This is a genomic window from Pseudomonas allokribbensis (genome assembly GCF_014863605.1).
Lineage (GTDB): Bacteria > Pseudomonadota > Gammaproteobacteria > Pseudomonadales > Pseudomonadaceae > Aquipseudomonas > Aquipseudomonas allokribbensis.
This window is the reverse complement of sequence record NZ_CP062252.1, coordinates 6,242,023-6,262,813: the sequence shown is the minus strand read 5'-3', so window position 1 is coordinate 6,262,813 and position 20,791 is coordinate 6,242,023. Positions and strand designations below refer to the sequence as shown.

The 20,791-nt window shown below is 61.7% G+C and carries 23 protein-coding genes and 1 other RNA gene; 15 read left to right on the top strand and 9 right to left on the bottom strand.

What is annotated here, in order from left to right:
- The first annotated feature begins 56 nt into the window (after positions 1 to 56).
- Positions 57 to 1,523, top strand: a complete 1,467-nt coding sequence (gene ubiD, locus IF199_RS28865; RefSeq protein WP_192559261.1) for a 4-hydroxy-3-polyprenylbenzoate decarboxylase — start codon at positions 57 to 59, stop codon at positions 1,521 to 1,523.
- Positions 1,523 to 2,491 (top strand): CDP-6-deoxy-delta-3,4-glucoseen reductase, encoded by a 969-nt coding sequence (locus IF199_RS28860; protein ID WP_192559260.1) that lies wholly within the window; start codon positions 1,523 to 1,525, stop codon positions 2,489 to 2,491. The genes ubiD and IF199_RS28860 overlap by 1 nt, the downstream gene beginning before the upstream one ends.
- Positions 2,492 to 2,522: 31 nt before the next feature.
- On the opposite strand, the gene IF199_RS28855 is transcribed toward IF199_RS28860, so the two are convergent.
- Entirely contained in the window at positions 2,523 to 2,999 is a 477-nt protein-coding gene (locus IF199_RS28855) for a sn-glycerol-3-phosphate transporter (RefSeq protein WP_192559259.1), read from the bottom strand.
- Between the two features lie 355 nt (positions 3,000 to 3,354).
- On the opposite strand from IF199_RS28855, the gene IF199_RS28850 reads away from it, so the two are divergent.
- Entirely contained in the window at positions 3,355 to 4,023 is a 669-nt protein-coding gene (locus IF199_RS28850; RefSeq protein ID WP_085708964.1) for a gamma-glutamylcyclotransferase, read from the top strand.
- On the opposite strand, the gene glpT is transcribed toward IF199_RS28850, so the two are convergent.
- Positions 3,999 to 5,348, bottom strand: a complete 1,350-nt coding sequence (gene glpT, locus IF199_RS28845) for a glycerol-3-phosphate transporter (protein ID WP_096817403.1) — start codon at positions 5,346 to 5,348, stop codon at positions 3,999 to 4,001. The two genes, IF199_RS28850 and glpT, sit on opposite strands and share 25 nt — an antisense overlap.
- A gap of 225 nt (positions 5,349 to 5,573) precedes the next feature.
- Here glpT and IF199_RS28840 point away from each other — a divergent pair, with 225 nt between their 5' ends.
- Positions 5,574 to 6,206, top strand: a complete 633-nt coding sequence (locus IF199_RS28840) for a flagellar basal body-associated protein FliL (RefSeq protein ID WP_192561017.1) — start codon at positions 5,574 to 5,576, stop codon at positions 6,204 to 6,206.
- Between the two features lie 15 nt (positions 6,207 to 6,221).
- Here IF199_RS28840 and IF199_RS28835 read toward each other — a convergent pair whose 3' ends face one another.
- A complete protein-coding gene (locus tag IF199_RS28835) occupies positions 6,222 to 7,199 on the bottom strand; it encodes an NADPH:quinone oxidoreductase family protein (RefSeq protein WP_096817411.1) in 978 nt (325 codons plus the stop codon).
- 150 nt (positions 7,200 to 7,349) lie between these two features.
- Between IF199_RS28835 and IF199_RS28830 the strand changes: the two genes are divergently transcribed.
- Positions 7,350 to 7,757, top strand: a complete 408-nt coding sequence (locus tag IF199_RS28830) for a flagellar basal body-associated protein FliL (protein WP_065259922.1) — start codon at positions 7,350 to 7,352, stop codon at positions 7,755 to 7,757.
- A 46-nt stretch (positions 7,758 to 7,803) separates the two neighbouring features.
- On the opposite strand, the gene IF199_RS28825 is transcribed toward IF199_RS28830, so the two are convergent.
- Positions 7,804 to 8,253, bottom strand: coding sequence for an EVE domain-containing protein (locus IF199_RS28825; protein ID WP_192559258.1), 450 nt, complete (start codon positions 8,251 to 8,253; stop codon positions 7,804 to 7,806).
- A 197-nt stretch (positions 8,254 to 8,450) separates the two neighbouring features.
- Between IF199_RS28825 and IF199_RS28820 the strand changes: the two genes are divergently transcribed.
- Positions 8,451 to 8,606, top strand: coding sequence for a hypothetical protein (locus IF199_RS28820; RefSeq protein WP_007911192.1), 156 nt, complete (start codon positions 8,451 to 8,453; stop codon positions 8,604 to 8,606).
- Between the two features lie 37 nt (positions 8,607 to 8,643).
- Here the strand turns inward: IF199_RS28820 and IF199_RS28815 are convergent, their stop codons facing one another.
- The 4 genes from IF199_RS28815 to IF199_RS28800 form a co-directional block, all read right to left on the bottom strand.
- The gene (locus tag IF199_RS28815; RefSeq protein ID WP_192559257.1) at positions 8,644 to 9,249 is read right to left on the bottom strand and encodes a 5-formyltetrahydrofolate cyclo-ligase; all 606 of its coding nucleotides are present in this window, start codon (positions 9,247 to 9,249) and stop codon (positions 8,644 to 8,646) included.
- Positions 9,250 to 9,330: 81 nt separating this feature from the next.
- Positions 9,331 to 9,509: non-coding RNA, 6S RNA (gene ssrS / locus IF199_RS28810), on the bottom strand.
- Positions 9,510 to 9,539: 30 nt separating this feature from the next.
- Positions 9,540 to 9,857 (bottom strand): cell division protein ZapA, encoded by a 318-nt coding sequence (locus IF199_RS28805; RefSeq protein ID WP_096817416.1) that lies wholly within the window; start codon positions 9,855 to 9,857, stop codon positions 9,540 to 9,542.
- Positions 9,854 to 10,063 (bottom strand): TIGR02449 family protein, encoded by a 210-nt coding sequence (locus IF199_RS28800; protein WP_096817418.1) that lies wholly within the window; start codon positions 10,061 to 10,063, stop codon positions 9,854 to 9,856. Before IF199_RS28800 ends, IF199_RS28805 begins: the two co-directional genes overlap by 4 nt.
- Before the next feature lie 125 nt (positions 10,064 to 10,188).
- On the opposite strand from IF199_RS28800, the gene IF199_RS28795 reads away from it, so the two are divergent.
- From IF199_RS28795 to gcvH, 9 genes are all read left to right on the top strand, one after another.
- Positions 10,189 to 10,749, top strand: coding sequence for a YecA/YgfB family protein (locus IF199_RS28795; RefSeq protein ID WP_192559256.1), 561 nt, complete (start codon positions 10,189 to 10,191; stop codon positions 10,747 to 10,749).
- A 27-nt stretch (positions 10,750 to 10,776) separates the two neighbouring features.
- Complete coding sequence (gene pepP / locus IF199_RS28790) at positions 10,777 to 12,111, top strand: Xaa-Pro aminopeptidase (RefSeq protein WP_192559255.1); 1,335 nt, start codon at positions 10,777 to 10,779, stop codon at positions 12,109 to 12,111.
- On the top strand, positions 12,108 to 13,295 hold the full coding sequence (gene ubiH / locus IF199_RS28785) for a 2-octaprenyl-6-methoxyphenyl hydroxylase (RefSeq protein WP_192559254.1): 1,188 nt from the start codon (positions 12,108 to 12,110) through the stop codon (positions 13,293 to 13,295). Before pepP ends, ubiH begins: the two co-directional genes overlap by 4 nt.
- Complete coding sequence (locus IF199_RS28780; RefSeq protein WP_119429272.1) at positions 13,288 to 13,773, top strand: DUF4442 domain-containing protein; 486 nt, start codon at positions 13,288 to 13,290, stop codon at positions 13,771 to 13,773. Before ubiH ends, IF199_RS28780 begins: the two co-directional genes overlap by 8 nt.
- A gap of 9 nt (positions 13,774 to 13,782) precedes the next feature.
- Positions 13,783 to 15,000, top strand: coding sequence for a 2-octaprenyl-3-methyl-6-methoxy-1,4-benzoquinol hydroxylase (locus tag IF199_RS28775; RefSeq protein ID WP_176504800.1), 1,218 nt, complete (start codon positions 13,783 to 13,785; stop codon positions 14,998 to 15,000).
- A 107-nt stretch (positions 15,001 to 15,107) separates the two neighbouring features.
- Positions 15,108 to 16,112, top strand: coding sequence for an extracellular solute-binding protein (locus IF199_RS28770; RefSeq protein ID WP_192559253.1), 1,005 nt, complete (start codon positions 15,108 to 15,110; stop codon positions 16,110 to 16,112).
- A gap of 95 nt (positions 16,113 to 16,207) precedes the next feature.
- A complete protein-coding gene (locus tag IF199_RS28765) occupies positions 16,208 to 17,824 on the top strand; it encodes an ABC transporter permease (protein WP_192559252.1) in 1,617 nt (538 codons plus the stop codon).
- 156 nt (positions 17,825 to 17,980) lie between these two features.
- Complete coding sequence (gene gcvT, locus IF199_RS28760) at positions 17,981 to 19,063, top strand: glycine cleavage system aminomethyltransferase GcvT (RefSeq protein WP_192559251.1); 1,083 nt, start codon at positions 17,981 to 17,983, stop codon at positions 19,061 to 19,063.
- 48 nt (positions 19,064 to 19,111) lie between these two features.
- A complete protein-coding gene (gcvH, locus tag IF199_RS28755) occupies positions 19,112 to 19,495 on the top strand; it encodes a glycine cleavage system protein GcvH (RefSeq protein ID WP_192559250.1) in 384 nt (127 codons plus the stop codon).
- Between the two features lie 70 nt (positions 19,496 to 19,565).
- Here gcvH and IF199_RS28750 read toward each other — a convergent pair whose 3' ends face one another.
- Positions 19,566 to 20,708 (bottom strand): DegT/DnrJ/EryC1/StrS family aminotransferase, encoded by a 1,143-nt coding sequence (locus IF199_RS28750; protein ID WP_192559249.1) that lies wholly within the window; start codon positions 20,706 to 20,708, stop codon positions 19,566 to 19,568.
- Positions 20,709 to 20,791 lie beyond the last annotated feature (83 nt).

The window sequence follows — 20,791 nt, the reverse complement described above, 5'->3', positions numbered from 1 at the left end:
GCCAGCGACCGGCATAGCAGGTAGGATGTACGCCTATTTTGAGGGTGCCATCGTCAATGAAATTCAAGGATCTTCGGGATTTCGTGCAGCAGCTTGAGCAGCGCGGAGAGTTGAAACGCATCCAGATTCCCGTCTCGCCGGTGCTGGAGATGACCGAAGTGTGCGACCGCACACTGCGGGCCAAGGGCCCGGCGCTGCTGTTCGAGAAACCGACCGGCTATGACATTCCGGTGCTCGGCAACCTGTTCGGCACGCCCGAGCGGGTCGCCATGGGCATGGGCGCCGAGTCGGTCAGCGAGCTGCGCGAAATCGGCAAGCTGCTGGCGTTCCTCAAGGAGCCGGAGCCGCCGAAGGGCTTGAAGGACGCGTGGTCGAAGCTGCCGATCTTCCGCAAGATCATCGCGATGGCGCCGAAAGTCGTCAAAGACGCCCCGTGCCAGGAAGTGGTCATCGAAGGTGATGACGTCGACTTGGCGATGCTGCCGGTGCAGACCTGCTGGCCGGGCGACGTGGCGCCGCTGATTACCTGGGGCCTGACCGTCACCAAAGGTCCTAACAAGGATCGGCAGAACCTCGGCATCTACCGTCAGCAAGTGATCGGCCGCAACAAGGTCATCATGCGCTGGCTCAGCCACCGTGGCGGCGCGCTGGACTTCCGTGAGTGGTGCGAGAAGCATCCGGGCCAGCCATTCCCGGTGTCCGTGGCCCTCGGCGCGGATCCTGCAACCATTCTCGGCGCCGTCACCCCGGTGCCGGACAGCCTCTCCGAATACGCCTTCGCCGGCCTGTTGCGCGATAGCCGCACGGAATTGGTGAAGTGCCGTGGCAACGACCTGCAAGTGCCGGCCACGGCCGAAATCATCCTTGAAGGCGTGATCCATCCGGGCGAGATGGCCGACGAAGGCCCGTACGGCGACCACACCGGTTACTACAACGAAGTCGACAGCTTCCCGGTGTTTACCGTCGAGCGCATCACCCACCGGATCAGACCGATCTACCACAGCACCTACACCGGCCGTCCACCGGATGAGCCGGCGATCCTCGGCGTGGCGTTGAACGAAGTGTTCGTGCCGATCCTGCAGAAGCAGTTCCCGGAGATCACCGACTTCTACCTGCCGCCGGAAGGCTGCTCGTACCGCATGGCCGTGGTGACGATGAAGAAGTCGTATCCGGGCCACGCCAAGCGCGTGATGCTGGGTGTCTGGTCGTTTTTGCGACAGTTCATGTACACCAAGTTCGTTATCGTCACCGACGACGATATCAACGCGCGGGACTGGAACGACGTGATCTGGGCCATCACCACGCGCATGGACCCCAAGCGCGACACGGTGATGATCGACAACACGCCGATCGACTACCTCGACTTCGCCTCACCGGTGTCGGGGCTCGGCTCGAAGATGGGCCTGGATGCCACTCACAAGTGGCCGGGCGAAACCACTCGCGAGTGGGGCCGCGTCATCGTCAAGGATGATGCCGTCACCCAACGGATCGATGCCATCTGGAATCAGTTAGGAATAGATTGATGCGTGTAACCCTGCAGCCCTCCGGAGCGGTGCTCGAGATACGGCCCGGAGAGCGGATTCTCGATGGTGCGCGGCGCCTGGGCTACGAATGCCCGCAAAGCTGCCGCAACGGCAATTGTCACGTGTGCGCAGCGCTGCTGGTGGAAGGCCGGGTCGAACAGGCCGGCAAGGTGCATGACCACGGCGAGTTCTACACTTGCATAGCGGAGCCGCTGGAAGACTGCATCCTGCTGTGGGATGGCGTGCTCGCGCTGGGAGAACTGCCGGTGCGCAGCCTGTCGTGTCAGGTCATCGAATGCCGGGACGTCGGTGGCGATACCTGGCGCGTGCGCCTGCGGGCGCCGGCCGGCAAGCCGCCGCGTTATCACGCGGGCCAGTACCTGATGATCGAGCGCGAGAGCGGCGAGAAGTCAGCCTTTTCCATGGCCTCGGCGCCCCACGGCGGGCGAGACCTGGAAATCCACGTACTGGCGCGTGAAGCCAGTGCCCTGAGCCTGATCGAGCAACTGCAGCGCAATTCGATGGTGCGGGTCGAGCTGCCGTTCGGTGACACCCACCTCGCGGAATTGCCGGACGGGCCGCTGGTGCTGATCGCCGCCGGCACCGGCATGGGCCAGATTCACAGCCTGATCGAACATTGCCGGGCCAACGGCTTCAAACATCCGGTGCATTTGTACTGGGGCGTGCGTCGTCCGGAAGATTTCTATGAAATCGAACATTGGGACGAATGGCTGAAGCTGCCCAACCTGTTCCTGCACAAAGTCGTCAGCGACCAGTGCGGCTGGGAAGGGCGCTGCGGGATGTTGCATGAGGCGGTGTGCGAGGACTTTCCGGATCTGAAACCCTTGCACGTCTATGCCAGTGGTTCGCCGGCGATGGTCTACGGCACGCTGGATGCGCTGGTGGAAGCCGGGATGGACGCCCACCAGATGCGCGCCGATGTGTTTGCATATGCGCCGCGCTCTTGAGCCGCGCGACTGAGCCCTCGGCTGAGCCTTCCTAGAACCGCACGCCCGTCGTCACCATGGCCGCGTTGGCGCCGAGAAAGACCAGCTCGGCGGCCAGCGGGCCGTAATGGGTGCCGACGGACGGGATGATCACCGGTGCAACGCCGAAGTGATTGAGCGGGATCTTGTCCTTGTAGTCACCCCGATAACCCTGCAGTAATCCGCCGGTGAGTTTCACGTACACCGGATAATCGGCACTGTCGAAGCGTTTGCCGGCATAGGCGTAATTGGAGCGCTGGCGGAACGAGTTGCGGAAAGTTGCCCCGCCAAATACCCAGCCGGAAGCCTGATTGCGTTCAATGCCGATCAAGTCCTGATGATTATTGTGTTCGGGGTCGGGTGAGTAATGTTTGGTATAGACACTGGTCTGTGCATGCCAGAAACCCTTGTCCTCTTGCGAATCATCGGCGGCCAGTGCCTGGCCGGTCTGAATCAATAAAAGTGCGGCCAAAAGCCTTGGTGTGTTCATCGTGCAGCCTCGGTTGAACGGGTTGGCTTGCGCCAGAGGAAAGCCGTTGTACGTAGGCGTTCAGCGACGGTAAATATGGGAAGTCCGAAATTTTAGTAGGAAAAATCCCGGGACTTCATGAACGAAACCTGAACGAAGCGAAGGCTTATCGATATTTCATTCGGGTATTTAAGATATCTGCGCAATGGTATTAGGCTATATCAAACAAGGTAGCCCTCGCGGATAACCGCGAATTAGCGCTATCAAAGGTGTCATACATCCTTTAGCACTTTTCGTTTTACAGTTACTGCTATATGTTCTATCAAGCGAATTGTGCTTACATCTTGTAATACTTGCGGGGCCGAATACTTCCGTCATGACAGCCATTGAATCTGCTTTTCTGAATCTGGCTTACCCTCCGCGGCTCGACCTGGGGCCGCAGCTGACTCACGAACAACTTCTCGCTTCCATGCAATCGACCATGGCACGCCACAAGGGTGGGCCGGTGTGGTTGTTCGCGTATGGTTCGTTGATCTGGCGGCCGGAATGTTCGGCGGTGGAGCGGGTGCGCGGGCGGGTGCATGGCTACCATCGCGGTTTGTACTTGTGGTCTCACGAACATCGCGGCACACCGGAAATGCCGGGGCTGGTGTTCGGTCTGGATCGCGGCGGCTCGTGCAGCGGTTTCGCCTATCGGTTGCCGGAAGACAACCTCGACAGTGCGCTGTATGCGCTGTGGAAACGCGAGATGCCGTTCCCGTCCTATCGCCCACACTGGCTCAACTGCCGTCTTGAAGATGGCAGCCAGGTACAGGCGTTGGGATTTGTCTTGGAACGACACCTGCCCAGCTATGCCGGCAATCTGCCGGATCATGTGCTGAGCCAGGTGTTCGAAAGCGCTTGCGGGCGTTACGGCACGACTCGCGATTATGTCGAGCAGACCGCTCACGCCCTGCGCAGCCACGCCATGCCAGACCGGAATCTGGAGGCGCGGCTCAAGCGCTGTAAGTCAAAAGCCGATCAGGCGACTGCTTCGCGGCTCTGACTGGCGACTTGCTTGTGCCACAGGGTCGGCGCCAGGAAGGCCATCGACAGCAGGCAAGCGCCCACCAGCAGCACGAAACCGCCATCCCAACCGAAGTGGTCCACGGTGTAGCCCATCGCTGCACTGGCCGCGACCGAACCACCCAGATAACCGAACAGGCCGGTGAAGCCCGCCGCAGTGCCGGCGGCTTTCTTCGGTGCCAGCTCCAGCGCCTGCAGGCCGATCAGCATTACCGGGCCGTAGATCAGGAAGCCGATCGAGAACAGCGCGATCATGTCGACGGTCGGGTTGCCGGCCGGGTTCAGCCAGTAAACCAGGGTCGCCACGGTCACCAGGGCCATGAACACCATGCCGGTCAGGCCGCGGTTGCCACGGAAGATCTTGTCCGACATCCAGCCGCACAGTAGCGTGCCCGGAATACCCGCCCACTCGTAGAAGAAGTAGGCCCACGAAGTCTTGTCGACGTCGAAGTGCTTGGCTTCCTTGAGGTAGGTCGGCGCCCAGTCCAGTACGCCGTAGCGCAACAGGTAGACGAAGACGTTGGCCAGGGCGATGTACCAGAGCATTTTGTTGCGCAGCACGTATTTGACGAAGATTTCCTTGGCGCTGAATTCGTCTTCGTGGCTGGCGTCGTAGCCTTCCGGGTAATCGTTCTTGTACTTCTCGATCGGCGGCAGGCCGACCGATTGCGGGGTGTCACGCATGGTGATGAAGGCAAACGCCGCCACCGCCAGGGCTACCGCCGCCGGCACGTAGAATGCCGAATGCCAGTCGTTGAACAGGCCCATGCCGATCAGGAACAGCGGGCCGATCAGACCGCCACCGACGTTGTGCGCCACGTTCCACACGGACACCACGCCACCGCGTTCCTTCTGTGACCACCAGTGCACCATGGTCCGTCCGCTCGGCGGCCAGCCCATGCCCTGGGCCCAGCCGTTGATGAACAGCAGGATGAACATCATGGTCACGCTGGACGTTGCCCATGGCGCGAAACCGAAAATGAACATCACCCCCGCCGAAACCAGCAGGCCGAATGGCAGGAAGTAGCGCGGGTTGGAGCGGTCGGAGACCAGGCCCATCAGGAACTTGGAAAGACCGTAGGCGATTGCGATGGCCGACATCGCCAGACCCAGCTCGCCACGGGTATAACCCTCGTCGATCAGGTACGGCATGGCCAGGGAGAAGTTTTTGCGCAGCAGGTAGTAACCCGCGTAGCCAAAGAAGATACCGGCGAAGATCTGCCAACGCAGGCGTCGGTAAGTACTGTCTATTTTTTCTTCAGGCAATGGAGCCTGATGTGCGGCAGGTCGAAAGAAAGCAAACATTCAAGAGCTCCAAATTTCTTGTTTTGACTGCGGATGCGAATGTTACAGTTTCGTTACCGAAAATAGCACCGGTTCGCATCGGCAAAACAGCGGAAAATGTTGGAAGTCGCACGTTCTTTTACGAACCTGTCGCTCTGCTGTAAGAACAGGGCGTTTTCACCACTTGTGAACATGGGGTGGCTTAGACTCGCGATCCGTCGCCCGACTGATCAACAGAGATGAATGATGGCTTTGAAGGTTCGCATGCTGATGCGCCGATTATTGGCAGCGACGGTCATTGTCGTTGCGGTGCTGACATTGATTTACGCCGATCACCCTGCCCAGTCCGGTTTGCGCAATGCCACGGTGCTGATTATCCGCCATGCGGAAAAGCCGACTGAGGGGACAGTACTCAATGCCCGTGGCGAGCAACGGGCTCAAGCCTATGTGGACTATTTCAATCCGTTGAAGCTGGATGGCCAGACACTGACTCCGGAGCGACTGATTGCCGCTGGCGACAGCCCGGTGAGTTCCCGGTCACGCCTGACGTTGACCCCGCTGGCCGAACGCCTGGGTCTGTCTGTCGAACAGCCTTACATCAATAACGATGCCCACGAACTGGTCAAGCTGCTGCGCAAGAGCAATCAGGCGCCGACGATCCTGATCGCCTGGCATCACGGCCATATCAACCACCTGATTCAAGCGTTCGGCGGCGACAGCACTGCCCTGATGGGTCAGAAAAAATGGCCGGACGAAGTCTACGACTGGTTGATCGTTCTGCGCTTCGATGAAGAGGGCCACCTCATCAAGGCCCGCAGCCGGAAGGTTCAGGAGCATCTGTTGCCGGGCGATGCTGAGGATCCTCCCGGCAACAGATGACGGCTCTGAGGTGCTTCAGCGCACCTGCACCACAACCTTGCCAACAGCCTTGCGCTGCCCGAGATCATTGATCGCCTGCGCCGCCTCGCTCAGCGGATACACCTGCGACACCAGCGGTTTCAACTTACCCTCGGCAAACCAGCCGAACAGTTGCTGGAAGTTCGCTGCGTTATCCTGTGGCTGGCGCTGGGCGAAGGAGCCCCAGAACACGCCGAGCACGGCCGCGCCCTTGAGTAACGCAAGGTTGACCGGCAGTTCGGGGATGCGTCCGCTGGCGAAGCCGACCACCAGCAGGCGGCCATTCCAGGCGATGGCGCGGATGGCCTGGTCGAACAGGTCGCCGCCGACCGGGTCGTAGATCACGTCGGCGCCCTGGCCGTCGGTCAGGCGCTTGATTTCGTCCTTGAGGCTGGTTTCGCTGTAGTTGATCAATTCGTCGGCACCGGCGGCCTTGGCCACGGCAAGCTTCTCGGCGCTGCTGGCGGCCGCGATCACCCGGGCGCCCATGGCTTTGCCGATCTCCACGGCAGCCAGGCCAACGCCGCCGGAAGCGCCGAGTACCAGCAGTGTTTCACCCGGTTGCAGGTTGCCGCGTTGCTTGAGCGCGTGCATCGAAGTGCCGTAGGTCATGCTGAACGCGGCGGCGGTGTTGAAGTCCATCGACGGCGGAATCGGCAACACGTTATAGCCCGGCACGGCGACCTGCTCGGCGAAGCTGCCCCAACCGGTCAGGGCCATGACCCGGTCACCGACCTTCAAGTGACTGACTTTCTCACCTACCGAACTGACCACGCCGGAGGCTTCACCACCCGGGGAAAACGGGAAGGGCGGCTTGAACTGGTACTTGCCCTCGATGATCAGCGTGTCCGGGAAGTTGACCCCGGCGGCGTGCACGTCCAGCAGGATTTCATTCTTCTTGGCGACAGGACTGGCGACGTCTTCCAGCACCAGCGATTCGGCAGGGCCGAAGGCTTTGCACAGCACGGCTTTCATCAGGGCTATTCCTTTGGGAGTGATGGCCGATAAGTGTAGGTGTGGCAGTCAACGGGTCAACGAGCATGCCCGGCCCTGATAGTCCGCCATAAGCTTGTGCTTGCGCGGCGGGTCGTTATGCTAGGCCGCAAACCGGATAAGGAGCGAATTGTGAAAGCGTGGATCATGTTGTTGCTGGCCCTGTCTCTGCCTGTGGCAGCGCTGGCCGAAGAAGCCAAAGAAGGCGAGGCGCCGAAGGTCAACTACATCACCTTGAGCCCGCCGTTCGTGGGCAACTACGGGCTGGACGGCACGCCGAAGCTCAAGGTCTACAAGGCCGACGTGGCGTTGCGGGTGACCGGTGACGAGGCGACCAAACTGGTCAAGGCCAACGAGCCGCTGATCCGCAATCAGTTGGTGGCGCTGTTCACCCAGCAGACCACCGATGCGATGGGCAGCATCGAAGGCAAGGAAAAACTGCGTCAGGAAGCCTTGAAGCAGACCCAGCAAGTGATGAATGACGAGACCGGCAAGCCGGTGGTCGAGGATCTGTTGTTCAACAACCTGATCATTCAATAAGACTGGAATGTGCATGAGCCGGTTTGCCGGCTCCTGCACAGGCGCATTAGCGCAACGCGATGACCGCCGCCCACTGCTCGGCCGTCACCGGCATCACCGACAGCCGCGAACCCTTCTGCACCAGTGGCATTTCGGCCAGGGCGGTCTGCTGTTTCAGGTAATCCAGCTTCAATACCCGGGCAAACGTCTCGACATGGGCGACATCGATCGCACTCCAGGCGTTTTTCTCCGGCGTGGCTTTCGGATCGTAGTAGTGGCTCTCGGGCTCGAGTGCCGTCGGGTCGGGGTAGGCCGCCTCGATAATCTTGCCGATTCCGGCAATGCCCGGCTCCGGGCAGCTGGAGTGATAGAAAAAGAACTCATCCCCCACCGTCATGGCCCGCAGGAAATTGCGCGCCTGATAGTTGCGCACCCCGTCCCAGCGCGCTTTGCCGAGTTTTTCCAGACCCTTGATCGAAAGTTCGTCGGGCTCGGATTTCATCAGCCAATAGGCCATGGTGTGTGCTCCTGAAACGGTCATTGGGCAGGTTGTCGGGCAATTTTATGACAAACCGACAGTCGGTTGACGCCAGCATTTGCGCAGAGGTTCACGTTGTCGCAAAATGCCGGCCTTTAAAGCTTGACGCTGCTGCACGGCCTACGAATGGAAACCGCTGCTGTCATCGTGATGATGTGCCTTGAGGGGGGCAATCGATGAAACGCAAACCGGATTTGCTGTGGACTTTGGTGATTTTGTTCGGTCTTGGCGTCGTGACCACCGGTTATGCGCAAAGTCTGTGGGCCAACAAGGCCGATGCTCCGATTGAAGTGGCGCAACAAGTACAGCAGTCGACAGCGTTCAAACGCTGACACCGTTTTTCCGACGCCGCTGAATCCCTCGCGGCGTCTACCCTGCGAAATACCACGCCTTGTCGGTCACCGTTCCCTGCAACGGTACATCCCAACTGGCCTGCGCCAATCGTTCGACTTTCTGACATTCATGGGCCAGGCCCAACAGCGTCGGCTTGCGCCAGTTCTGGCGTCGGGCCAGATAAGCCAGGCTGCGGTCGTAGAATCCGCCGCCCATCCCCAGGCGCCCGCCGACATCGTCAAACCCCACCAGTGGCAACAACACCAGATCCAGTGCCCAGATCTTGCGCTGACGGGCGACATTGACCCGGGGCTCAAGAATACGGAAGCGATTGGGCCGCAGCTTTTCGCCGGGCCGAATCTGCTGAAAGACCATTTTCGTCCGCGGCCAGGCGCTCAGCACCGGCAGATAGGTTTTCTTGCCTCGACGCTGGGCGGCGCGCAGCAACAGGCGCGGGTCGATTTCACCGTCGGTGGGCAGGTACAGAGAAATGTGTTTGGCCCGGCGAAATTGCGGGTCCTGCGCGAGCTGTTTGTACAGACCTTCGGCGGCCTGGCGTTGCTGGCTCGGCGTCAGGGAGCGGCGGGCCTTGCGCAGCAGGCGGCGCAGTTGGGGGCGGGGCAGCAGCGCGGGTTCGGTCATGGTTCGGCTTCGGCAGGATGGGGACGAAAACGTACGCATAAAAAATCCGATGCCGGCATGCACCGGCATCGGATTCGAATCAGGCTCCCCGGATGAGCCGCTGTCGACTTAGCCCTTGAACCCGAGAGTTCAAGGTGGAGGATGCAGTAGGCTTTAAGGCTTTCCGTCTGGCGGACATGCACACCAGCCCAACGTGCAACCCCCAGGGTAGTGCAAATCGGCTCAGGGACATCGTCAACTGGCAAGCACCCCAGGGAGTGCGGCGAGTATACCTCAAGCCGCCTGGCGAATCAGCCCTTGCTGATGTCCGGATCGTCGGCCAGCGCCAGATCGACACGATCGAGCAAGTCTCGCACCTGTTCACGGGTCGAGCCGCTGGCCTGGATGTCCGGACGCTCTTCTTTGTGCAAGAGATCGTGGGTGATGTTCAGCGCGGCCATCACGGCGATGCGATCGGCGCCGATGACTTTGCCGCTGCTGCGGATCTCGCGCATCTTGCCGTCCAGGTAACGCGCGGCACTGACCAGATTGCTGCGTTCTTCCTGCGGGCAGATGATCGAATATTCTTTGTCGAGGATCTGCACGGTAACGCTATTGCTTGAACTCATGAGTCTTGCTCCAGGGCCTTGAGGCGCGAAATCATCGATTCGACCTTACGCCGGGCGATTTCGTTTTTTTCAATGAGGTGAGCGCGTTCCTCGCGCCAGGTCTTTTCCTGAGCTTGTAAGAGTGCGTTTTGACTCTTTAGTTGCTCGACCCGAGTAATCAGCAGTTCGAGTCTGGCCATCAGCGCTTGCAGGTCGGTGTCTTCCATTGTGTCCACTGATTCGGTCTGATGGGTTTGGCTGGCGGACAGCCTTTAATGGTCTTGGCGAGTCTGTCGATGTAGGATACAAGGCCTTCATTCTAGACATAGCGCCGTCTGGCGCCTAGCTGCCCATGCCCATTCAGAATTCCCCGTACCAAGGCTTTGCCACCCTGCTGAATTCCAGCGGTCACTCCGTTTCGCCTGCCGAACTGCACGGCCTGTTGCTGGGCCGCAGTTGCGCCGGCGCCGGCTTCAATGCAGACGAATGGCTGATCGATGCCGCCGAGCTGCTCGAAGGCGAGCCGCAGGACAACGTTCGTGCCGCGCTGATCGGTCTTCAGGAAATGGTCAAGAGCGAGCTCACCGGCGACGACGTCACCGTGGTTCTGCTGCTGCCGAACGATGACGCGCCACTGGCCGAGCGCGCTGCCGCGCTGGGTGAATGGTGCCAGGGCTTCCTCACCGGTTTCGGCCTGAACTGCCGCGACAGCAGCATGCTGAGCACCGAGGCCACCGAAGTGTTGCAGGATCTGGCGGCGATCTCCCAGGTGCAAGACGCCCTGGAAGAGTCCGAAGACGGCGAAAGCGACTACATGGAAGTCATGGAGTACCTGCGTGTAGCGCCGCTGCTGCTGTTCTCCGAAACCAAGAAAACCGACGTGCCGCCAGCCGCCAAGCCGTCGCTGCACTGATCGCGTGCCAGGGAAAGCCATCTGCCCATGATCCATATCCCGAAAGCGGAATACAGCCGTCGCCGCAAGGCGCTGATGGCGCAGATGGAACCCAACAGCATCGCCATCCTGCCCGCCGCTGCGGTTGCCATTCGCAACCGTGACGTCGAGCACGTCTACCGTCAGGACAGCGACTTCCAGTACCTGAGCGGTTTCCCCGAGCCACAGGCGGTCATCGTCTTGATGCCTGGTCGCGAACATGGCGAATACGTGCTGTTCTGCCGTGAACGCAATGCCGAACGGGAACTCTGGGATGGCCTGCGCGCCGGCCAGGAAGGCGCGATTCGCGATTTTGGCGCCGACGACGCCTTCCCCATCACTGACATCGACGACATCCTGCCGGGCCTGATCGAGGGCCGCGACCGGGTGTATTCGGCCATGGGCAGCAACCCGGAATTCGACCGCCACCTGATGGACTGGATCAACGTGATCCGCTCCAAGGCGCACCTCGGCGCCCAGCCGCCGAACGAATTCGTTGCCCTGGATCACCTGCTGCACGACATGCGCCTGTATAAATCGGCGGCAGAAGTGAAAGTGATGCGCGAAGCGGCGCGGATTTCCGCCCAGGCCCACATCCGGGCGATGCAGGCCAGCCGCGCCGGGCTGTACGAGTACAGCCTCGAAGCCGAACTCGATTACGAGTTCCGCAAGGGCGGGGCGAAGATGCCGGCCTATGGTTCGATCGTCGCCGCCGGGCGCAACAGTTGCATCCTGCATTACCAGCAGAATGACGCGTTGCTCAAGGACGGTGACCTGGTGCTGATCGACGCCGGTTGCGAAATCGACTGCTACGCCAGCGACATCACCCGCACCTGGCCGGTCAACGGCAAGTTTTCGGCCGAGCAGAAAGCGATCTACGAATTGGTGTTGGCCTCGCAGGAAGCGGCGTTCGCCGAAATCGCCCCGAACAAGCACTGGAACCAGGCGCACGAAGCGACGGTTCGGGTCATCACCACCGGGCTGGTGAAGCTGGGGCTGTTGCAAGGTGAGGTGGACGAGTTGATCGCGTCCGAGGCCTACAAGGCGTTTTACATGCACCGCGCCGGCCACTGGCTCGGGATGGATGTGCATGACGTCGGCGAATACAAGGTCGGCGGCGAATGGCGGGTGCTGGAAGTCGGCATGGCGCTGACCGTGGAGCCGGGCATCTACATCGCCCCGGACAATCAGAACGTAGCGAAGAAATGGCGCGGCATTGGCGTGCGCATCGAGGACGACGTGGTAGTGACCAAGAGCGGTTGTGAAATTTTGACCCACGGCGTGCCGAAAACCGTCGCCGAGATCGAAGCCCTGATGGCGCAAGCACGGACCTGCGCGGCATGAGTCGGGTCAATCTGGCAATCATCGGTGGCGGTCTGGTCGGCGCCAGTCTGGCGTTGGCCTTGCAGGCCGGGGCCAAGGCCCGTGGCTGGAAGATCGTGCTGATCGAACCGTTCGCCCCCGGCGACACATGGCAGCCAAGTTACGACGCCCGTTCGTCGGCGCTGTCTTTCGGCTCGCGGCAGATCTATCAACGGCTGGGCGTGTGGCAGGAAATCTCCCGCCGCGCCGAGCCGATCAAGCAGATTCACGTGTCCGACCGTGGTCGTTTCTCCACCGCCCGACTGTCGGCGATGGAAGAGGGCGTCCCGGCGCTCGGTTACGTGGTGGAAAACGCCTGGCTCGGCCAGTGCCTGTGGCAGCACCTCGACAAAGAGGTGATCAGCTGGCGTTGTCCGGCAGAAGTCACCCACATGGAACCGTTGCCCGACGGCTATCGCCTGACCCTCAACGATGAAACCACGGTCGAGTGCGATCTGGCGGTGCTCGCCGATGGCGGTCGTTCCGGTCTGCGCGAGCAACTGGGCATCAACGTGCGCAAGCGCCCGTACAACCAGAGCGCGCTGATCGCCAACATCACGCCGAGCGAAGCGCACAACGGCATGGCGTTCGAGCGCTTCACCGACGAAGGCCCAATGGCGCTGCTGCCGCTGCCGGAAAACCGCTGCGCGCTGGTCTGGACCCGTCTGGGTATGGACGCGCAACGGCTGGCCGACCTGAGCGAACGTGATTTCCTCAGCGAGCTGCAAGGTGTGTTCGGCTACCGTCTCGGTACGTTGAAACAAGTTGGCGCGCGACATCTGTATCCGCTGTCGCTGGTGGAGGCCGAAGAGCAGGTGCGCTCGCATCTGGCCGTCCTCGGCAACGCCGCCCACAGCCTGCACCCGATTGCCGGGCAGGGTTTCAACCTGTCCCTGCGCGATGCCGATGCGTTGGCCGCCGCGCTGCTGGCCAGCGACAAACCGCTGGGGGATTTCGCCACGTTGCAGGCCTATCGCGAGCGCCAGCGCCTCGATCAGGACCTCACCGTCGGTTTCTCCGATCAGGTCACGCGCCTGTTCGGCAGCACCCAGCCATTGGTGTCGCTGGGCCGCAACATCGGCCTGCTCGGCCTCGATCTGCTGCCACCGGCCAAACGCTGGTTCGCCCGTCAGGCCATGGGGCTGGGGACGCGGCCGGATGCGTGAGTGGCTGATCAAACAGTTTGGCAAGGCGCGACTGATGCGCTGGATCATGACGTTCTACCCTCCGTATTTCGGCGCCGGTGTCCGGGTGAAGCACATCAGCGATGACTTTCGTGACATCCAGGTCTCGATGGGCCTGGGCTGGTACAACCGCAATTACGTCGGCACCCAGTTTGGCGGCAGTCTGTATTCGATGGTCGACCCGTTCTTCATGTTGATGCTCATGGAAAACCTCGGCTCGCGGTACATCGTCTGGGACAAGGCTGCCGACATTGACTTCATTGCGCCGGGCAAAGGCCCGGTGTTCGCCCGGTTCAACATCGACGACACCCTGCTCGACGAGATCCGTCGGCAAACCGCCAGTGGCGAGAAATACCTGCCGCAGCTGCAGGTCGACATTCATGACGGCGCCGGCAACCTGGTGGCGCGGGTCGGTAAAACCCTTTACGTGCGGCTCAAGCCGCAAGCGAGACAGGCTTAAAGCATGGAAATGCGCGCAGATCTGCTGATTGTCGGAGCCGGAATGGTCGGCAGCGCCCTGGCGCTGGCGTTGCAGAACAGCGGGCTGGAAGTCCTGCTGCTCGACGGCAGCCCGTTGAGCGTCAAACCCTTCAATGGCGACGCGCCGTTCGAGCCGCGAGTCAGCGCGTTGTCGGCAGCCAGCCAGCGGATCCTCGATCGCCTCGGCGTGTGGGACGGCATCGTCAACCGACGCAGCAGCCCGTACACCGACATGCATGTCTGGGACGGCAGTGGCACCGGGCAGATTCACTTCTCAGCCAGCAGCGTGCACGCCGATGTACTCGGCCACATTGTCGAAAACCGCGTGGTGCAGGATGCCTTGCTCGACCGTTTGCACGATTGCGACCTGGGCCTGCTGCCCAATGCGCGGCTGGAGCAGATGCGCCGCTCCGGTGACGACTGGCTGCTGACCCTGGCCGACGGCCGCACCCTGCGCGCGCCGCTGGTGATCGCGGCGGACGGCGCCAACTCTGCCGTGCGCCGTCTGACCGGTGTCGCCACCCGCGAGTGGGATTATCTGCACCACGCTATCGTCACCAGCGTGCGCAGCAGCAAACCGCACCGCATGACGGCGTGGCAGCGTTTCACCGATCACGGACCGCTGGCGTTTCTGCCGCTGGAGCGTGATGGTCAGCAGGACTGGTGCTCGATCGTCTGGTCGACCACGCCGAGCGAAGCCGAACGGTTGATGGCGCTGGATGAAGCGGATTTCTGCCGTGAGCTGGAGCGCGCCTTCGAAGGTTGCCTCGGCGACGTCATCAGCGCCGACCCGCGTCTGTGCGTGCCGCTGCGACAGCGCCACGCCAAGCGCTACGTGGCCGAAGGCCTAGCGTTGATCGGCGATGCCGCGCACACCATCCACCCGTTGGCGGGGCAGGGCGTGAACCTCGGTTTCCTCGACGCCGCTGTACTGGCCGAAGTGCTGCTGCAAGCGAACGAGCGCGGCGAACGCCTGGCGGACGTGAAAGTGCTGAGCCGCTACGAGCGCCGGCGCATGCCGCATAACCTGGCGCTGATGGCCGCGATGGAAGGCTTCGAGCGCTTGTTCCAGGCCGATCCGCTGCCGCTGCGCTGGTTGCGCAACACCGGACTGAAAATCGTCGAGCAGATGCCCGAGGCCAAAGCGCTGTTTGTGCGTGAAGCGTTGGGGCTGACCGGGGACTTGCCGGCCCTCGCCAAGGCCTGACGAATGTCGTGCAACATCTGGTAACTCCTTGGGAAAGTGTTCGATTGAGCTGGTAAATGTGAGTCCTTATCATTTGGGCCACTTTTCCCGACCGAGAGATCACTCCCATGTTGGCACCCAAGCGTCTTCTGACCGCACTGGCCCTGACCCTGATTGGCAGCACCGCCGCCCAGGCCGCCGATGAGGTGGTGGTCTACTCGTCGCGTATCGATGAACTGATCAAGCCGGTGTTCGATGCCTACACCGCCAAGACCGGGGTGAAGATCAAGTTCATCACCGACAAGGAAGCGCCGCTGATGCAGCGGATCAAGGCCGAAGGCGAGAACGCCACCGCCGACCTGCTGCTGACCGTCGATGCCGGCAACCTCTGGCAGGCCGAGCAGATGGGCATTCTCCAGCCGTTCACCTCGAAAACCATCGACGCCAACATTCCCCTGCAATACCGCTCGTCCACCCACGCCTGGACAGGTCTGAGCCTGCGTGCGCGAACCATCGCCTATTCCACCGCACGGGTGAAACCGGGCGAGCTGACCACCTACGAAGCACTGGCCGACAAGAACTGGGAAGGCCGCCTGTGCCTGCGTACGGCGAAGAAGGTCTACAACCAGTCGCTGACCGCCACCATGATCGAAGTCCACGGTGCCGAGAAAACCGAGAAGATCCTCAAGGGCTGGGTCAACAACCTGTCCACCGACGTGTTCTCCGACGACGTTGCGGTGCTGGAAGCGATCAACGCCGGCCAGTGCGACGTCGGCATCGTCAACACCTACTACTACGGTCGCCTGCACAAGCAGAAACCGGATCTGCCGGTGAAACTGTTCTGGCCGAACCAGGCGGATCGCGGTGTGCACGTCAACCTGTCGGGCATCGGCCTGACCAAACATGCACCACACCCGGAAGCGGCCAAGGCTCTGGTCGAGTGGATGACCACGCCTGAGGCGCAGAAGATCTTCGCTGACGTGAACCAGGAGTTCCCGGCGAATCCGGCGGTGAAACCTTCGGAAGAAGTGGCGGCGTGGGGGCAGTTTGTGGCCGATACGTTGCCGGTTGAGGTGGCGGGCAAGCGTCAGGCTGAAGCGATCCGGATGATGGATCGGGCGGGTTGGAACTGACGTCGCGAGTCGAATCGCCGCAAGCGTGACGCGCAGCGTCACACGATACGTGCCCACGCAACGCGTGGGCACAATCATTTAACGAGAGTCTTTCCTTGGCCCACCCCGCCCAGCGTCGCTGGTACCCCATCGTCTTCGCCATCGCCGCGTTGGTGCTGCTGCCCCTCAGCGTCCTCCTGCTGTCGTGGCAGACCATCGACCAACAGATCTGGTCGCACCTGTGGGAAACCCAGATGCCACGCCTGCTGGGCAACACCCTGACGCTGGTGCTCGGTGTCGGCATCGGTGTGACCCTGTTGGGCGTAAGCCTCGCCTGGCTCACCAGCCTCTGTGAATTCCCCGGTCGGCGCTGGCTCGACTGGGCGTTGATGCTGCCCTTTGCGATCCCGGCCTATGTGCTGGCGTTCGTGTTCGTCGGCCTGCTGGACTTCGCCGGTCCCGTGCAAAGCCTGTTGCGCGAATGGTTCGGAACCGGCCTGCGTCTGCCGCGAGTACGCTCCACCGGTGGGGTGATTCTGGTGTTGGTGCTGGTGTTTTATCCCTACGTCTACCTGCTGGCGCGCACTGCGTTTCTCGCGCAGGGCAAGGGATTGATGGAAGCCGCGCGAGTGCTCGGCCAGTCGCCGTGGCAAGCATTCTGGCGCGTAGCGTTGCCGATGGCACGACCGGCCATCGGCGCTGGCGTGGCGCTGGCACTGATGGAAACGCTGGCGGATTTCGGCGCAGTGTCGGTGTTCAACTTCGACACGTTCACCACGGCGATCTACAAGACCTGGTATGGCTTCTTCAGCCTGTCGAGCGCCGCGCAACTGGCCAGCCTGTTGTTGCTGGTGGTGATGCTGGTGCTGTACGGCGAGCGGCGCGCCCGTGGCGCGAACCGGGCAAGTAATGAACGGCCACGGGTCAAAGCGCTGTATCACCTGCGCGGGCCCAAGGCCTGGGCGGCGACCGGCTGGTGCGGTCTGGTGTTCGCCTGTGCGTTTGTCATCCCAGTGCTGCAACTGCTGGTGTGGTTCTGGCAGCGCGGTCGTTTCGATCTGGATGAGCGTTATGCCGGGCTGATTCTGCACACCCTGTATCTGGGCGGCATGGCGGCGTTGATTACGGTCAGCGTGGCGATGTTGCTGGCGTTCGCCCGACGTCTGGCACCGACCCGGGCGATCCGTTCCGGCGTCAGTCTGGCCAATCTCGGCTACGCGTTGCCGGGCTCGGTGCTGGCGGTGTCGATCATGCTGGCATTCAGTTATCTGGATCGTGAGCTGGTGATTCCACTCTCCGGCTCGCTCGGCGGTGCGGGCAAACCGCTGCTGCTGGGCAGTCTGGCGGCGTTGCTGATGGCTTATCTGGTGCGGTTCGTGGCGGTGGCCTACGGGCCGCTGGAAAACAGCTTGGCGCGTATACGGCCCTCTTTGCCTGAAGCGGCACGTAGCCTGGGTGTCAGTGGGCCGCGACTGTTTTTCAAAGTGTATCTGCCGTTGCTGCTGCCCGGCACGCTCAGCGCCGCGCTGCTGGTGTTCGTCGATGTACTCAAGGAAATGCCCGCGACCCTGCTGATGCGCCCGTTTGGCTGGGACACGCTGGCCGTGCGGATCTTCGAAATGACCAGCGAAGGCGAATGGGCGAGGGCGTCGTTGCCGGCGCTGACCCTGGTTCTGGTCGGCCTGTTGCCGGTCATCGGCCTGATCCGGCGCTCGGCCCACAGAAACACTTAGTCGTCAGTCCTGAATCATGCGGCTACAATGCGCGGCATTCGGTGCGGTCCGTCTGACAGACCCTGTCGCTGAAATCGGCTGAAAGCCTTCTTCCACGGGGCTTTCAAACCGTGCAGCAGCGCTCCGCACCTTCGCCACGCCCGGAAGGAGAAACCCATGGGACAGCGTACGCCTCTGTATGACCTGCATCTCGCCCTCGGCGCGAAGATGGTCGATTTTGGCGGTTGGGACATGCCACTGCATTACGGCTCGCAGGTCGAGGAGCACCACGAGGTGCGTCGCGATTGCGGGGTGTTCGATGTATCCCACATGACCGTGATCGATGTCGCCGGCCACCAGGCCAAGGCCTGGCTCCAGCATTTGCTGGCCAATGACGTCGACCGCCTGCACAGCCCCGGCCGTGCGTTGTACAGCACCATGCTCAACGAGCGCGGCGGTATCGTCGACGACATGATCGTCTACCGTCTCGAGGACGGTTACCGACTGGTGGTCAACGCCTCGACCCGCGATCAGGACCTGGCGTGGATGCAGGCTCATCTCACCGGCTACGACGTGCAACTGCACGAGCGTACGGATCTGGCGATGCTCGCCATTCAAGGCCCCCATGCCCGGCACAAGATTGCCGAGCTGGTGACCCAGTCCCGCGCCAATCTGATCCAGATGCTCAAGCCTTTCGAAGGCCACGTCGACGGCGACTGGTTCATTGCGCGGACCGGCTACACCGGTGAGGACGGTCTGGAAATCGCCCTGCCGGCCGATCAGGCCCCCGGATTTTTCAACGATCTGGTGGGCGCCGGCATTTCTCCCATCGGCCTCGGTGCCCGCGACACCTTGCGGGTGGAGGCCGGGATGAACCTCTACGGCCAAGACATCCATCAAGACGTTTCGCCACTGGCTTCGAACATGGCCTGGAGCATCGCCTGGGAACCGGCCACGCGTCGGTTCATCGGTCGCGATGCGCTGGAAGCGGAAAAAACCGCCGGCGTGCAGCACAAACTGGTGGGTCTGGTGCTCGAGGAACGCGGGGTTTTGCGTGCGCATCAGGTGGTTCGTATCGCTGATGTTGGCGAAGGAGAGATCACCAGTGGTAGTTTCTCTCCTACGCTTAGCAAGTCGATTGCCCTGGCGCGTGTGCCGATGGCGACTGCCGACCGCGCCGAAGTGGAAATCCGTGGCAAGTGGTATCCGGTACGAGTGGTCAAACCGACCTTCGTCCGTCACGGCAAAACCTTGATCTAACCTTTTCCGGCGGGCACGACCGCTGACAATTTCTTGAGGACACCGAGCATGAGCAACATCCCAGCCGAACTGCGTTTTGCCGAAAGTCATGAATGGGCGCGCCTGGAAGCCGATGGCACCGTCACCGTGGGCATCAGCGATCACGCGCAGGAAGCGCTGGGTGATGTGGTGTTCGTCGAGCTGACGGAAGTGGGTAACAAGTTTGCAGCTGAAGATCAGGCCGGTGTGGTGGAGTCGGTGAAAGCCGCTTCCGACATTTATTCGCCGATTGCCGGTGAAGTGATCGCTGTCAACGAAGAACTGAGCGCCTCGCCGGAACTGCTGAACTCCGACCCTTACGGCGCGTGGATCTTCAAACTCAAGCCAGATAACGCTGCGGACCTGGAAAAGCTGCTCGACGCTGCCGGCTACAAAGCCGCCATCGGCGAATAAGCTTCACGCAACACCGCAAAGCCCCGATCCGTCGGGGCTTTTTTGTGGCCGCAGCTTTCTATTGCGCGGCTCAGGCGTTGCCCAGTACCGCTTTGACCGCCGCCACCGAGCGCTCGACATCTGCCTTGGTCATGGTGGTGAACATCGGCAACGACACAATCAGCCGCCCGACGCGCTCGGCCACCGGCAACATCCCTTCCTTGAAACCGCGCTCGCGGTACAGGCTCAGCAGGTGGATCGGCGGGTAGTGATAGCCGATGCCGACGCCCAGCGCCTGCATCTGCTCCATGAACGTGGCCCGCGCCGGCAAGCCGTCCTTGCGCTCCGGCAACACCAGCTGGAACAGGTGCCAGTTGCTGTTGGTGAAGTCGGCAGGTGGCAGTTGCGCGCCATACGTGGCTTCGAAGTCGTCGCCAAAGCATTTGAAGTAGTGGCGAGCCAGTTCCTGACGATGGGCGGTCAGCGCTTCGATGTGGGCGAACTGCCCGAGGCCGATGACGGCCGCCACATCGGTCATGTTGAACTTGCCACCCAGCACATCGACATCCAGACCGTCGAACCCGGTGCGGGTGACGCCTTGCAGGCGATATTTCTCTGCCAGACGCACTTCTTCCGGCGTATTCAGCACCAGGCATCCGCCTTCGGAGCAGGTCACGTTCTTGTTGGCCTGGAAGCTGAACGACACGAAATCACCGGTGGCACCGATGCGCTGGCCGTTCCAGCTCGAACCGAGTGCCTGCGCGGCGTCTTCGACGATGCGCAGGTTGTGTTTTTTGGCGATGGCGTACAGGCGCTCCATGTCCACCGGCAACCCGGCGAGATAGACCGGGATGATCGCCTTGGTGCGCGGGGTGATGGCCGCTTCCAGTCGATCCAGGTCGATGTTGCGGGTGACCGGGTCGATGTCGGCGAACACCGGTGTGGCCCCCACCTCAAGAATCACGTTGGCCGTGGCCACCCAGGAAATCGGCGTGGTGATCACTTCGTCCCCCGGGCCGATGCCGGCGATGCGCAGGGCGATTTCCATGGTGCAGGTGCCGGAGTTGAACGTGCGTACCGGGCGCCCGCCGAAATATTCCGACAGTTGCGCCTCGAAGGCCTGGACCTTCGGCCCGCTGGTGATCCAGCCGGAACGCAGGACATCGCCGACGGCGGCAATGGTGGCTTCATCGATGACAGGTTTGGAAAACGGCAGAAACGGCAGTTGGCTCATGAGGATTCGATCATCCGAGGGTTGGGCGCGTGTTACAGGTGCCACAGCATGCCCCGTCAGGCCACCCGCCGCCAAGCCGTCCG

Excerpts from the sequence above, each read along its gene's own strand:
- ubiD (WP_192559261.1), top strand. The coding sequence starts at position 57 with ATGAAATTCAAGGATCTTCGGGATTTCGTGCAGCAGCTTGAGCAGCGC.
- IF199_RS28860 (WP_192559260.1), top strand. The coding sequence starts at position 1,523 with ATGCGTGTAACCCTGCAGCCCTCCGGAGCGGTGCTCGAGATACGGCCC.
- IF199_RS28855 (WP_192559259.1), bottom strand. The coding sequence starts at position 2,999 with ATGAACACACCAAGGCTTTTGGCCGCACTTTTATTGATTCAGACCGGC.
- IF199_RS28850 (WP_085708964.1), top strand. The coding sequence starts at position 3,355 with ATGACAGCCATTGAATCTGCTTTTCTGAATCTGGCTTACCCTCCGCGG.
- glpT (WP_096817403.1), bottom strand. The coding sequence starts at position 5,348 with ATGTTTGCTTTCTTTCGACCTGCCGCACATCAGGCTCCATTGCCTGAA.
- IF199_RS28840 (WP_192561017.1), top strand. The coding sequence starts at position 5,574 with ATGGCTTTGAAGGTTCGCATGCTGATGCGCCGATTATTGGCAGCGACG.
- IF199_RS28835 (WP_096817411.1), bottom strand. The coding sequence starts at position 7,199 with ATGAAAGCCGTGCTGTGCAAAGCCTTCGGCCCTGCCGAATCGCTGGTG.
- IF199_RS28825 (WP_192559258.1), bottom strand. The coding sequence starts at position 8,253 with ATGGCCTATTGGCTGATGAAATCCGAGCCCGACGAACTTTCGATCAAG.
- IF199_RS28820 (WP_007911192.1), top strand. The coding sequence starts at position 8,451 with ATGAAACGCAAACCGGATTTGCTGTGGACTTTGGTGATTTTGTTCGGT.
- IF199_RS28815 (WP_192559257.1), bottom strand. The coding sequence starts at position 9,249 with ATGACCGAACCCGCGCTGCTGCCCCGCCCCCAACTGCGCCGCCTGCTG.
- IF199_RS28805 (WP_096817416.1), bottom strand. The coding sequence starts at position 9,857 with ATGAGTTCAAGCAATAGCGTTACCGTGCAGATCCTCGACAAAGAATAT.
- IF199_RS28800 (WP_096817418.1), bottom strand. The coding sequence starts at position 10,063 with ATGGAAGACACCGACCTGCAAGCGCTGATGGCCAGACTCGAACTGCTG.
- IF199_RS28795 (WP_192559256.1), top strand. The coding sequence starts at position 10,189 with ATGCCCATTCAGAATTCCCCGTACCAAGGCTTTGCCACCCTGCTGAAT.
- pepP (WP_192559255.1), top strand. The coding sequence starts at position 10,777 with ATGATCCATATCCCGAAAGCGGAATACAGCCGTCGCCGCAAGGCGCTG.
- ubiH (WP_192559254.1), top strand. The coding sequence starts at position 12,108 with ATGAGTCGGGTCAATCTGGCAATCATCGGTGGCGGTCTGGTCGGCGCC.
- IF199_RS28780 (WP_119429272.1), top strand. The coding sequence starts at position 13,288 with ATGCGTGAGTGGCTGATCAAACAGTTTGGCAAGGCGCGACTGATGCGC.
- IF199_RS28775 (WP_176504800.1), top strand. The coding sequence starts at position 13,783 with ATGCGCGCAGATCTGCTGATTGTCGGAGCCGGAATGGTCGGCAGCGCC.
- IF199_RS28770 (WP_192559253.1), top strand. The coding sequence starts at position 15,108 with ATGTTGGCACCCAAGCGTCTTCTGACCGCACTGGCCCTGACCCTGATT.
- gcvT (WP_192559251.1), top strand. The coding sequence starts at position 17,981 with ATGGGACAGCGTACGCCTCTGTATGACCTGCATCTCGCCCTCGGCGCG.
- gcvH (WP_192559250.1), top strand. The coding sequence starts at position 19,112 with ATGAGCAACATCCCAGCCGAACTGCGTTTTGCCGAAAGTCATGAATGG.
- IF199_RS28750 (WP_192559249.1), bottom strand. The coding sequence starts at position 20,708 with ATGAGCCAACTGCCGTTTCTGCCGTTTTCCAAACCTGTCATCGATGAA.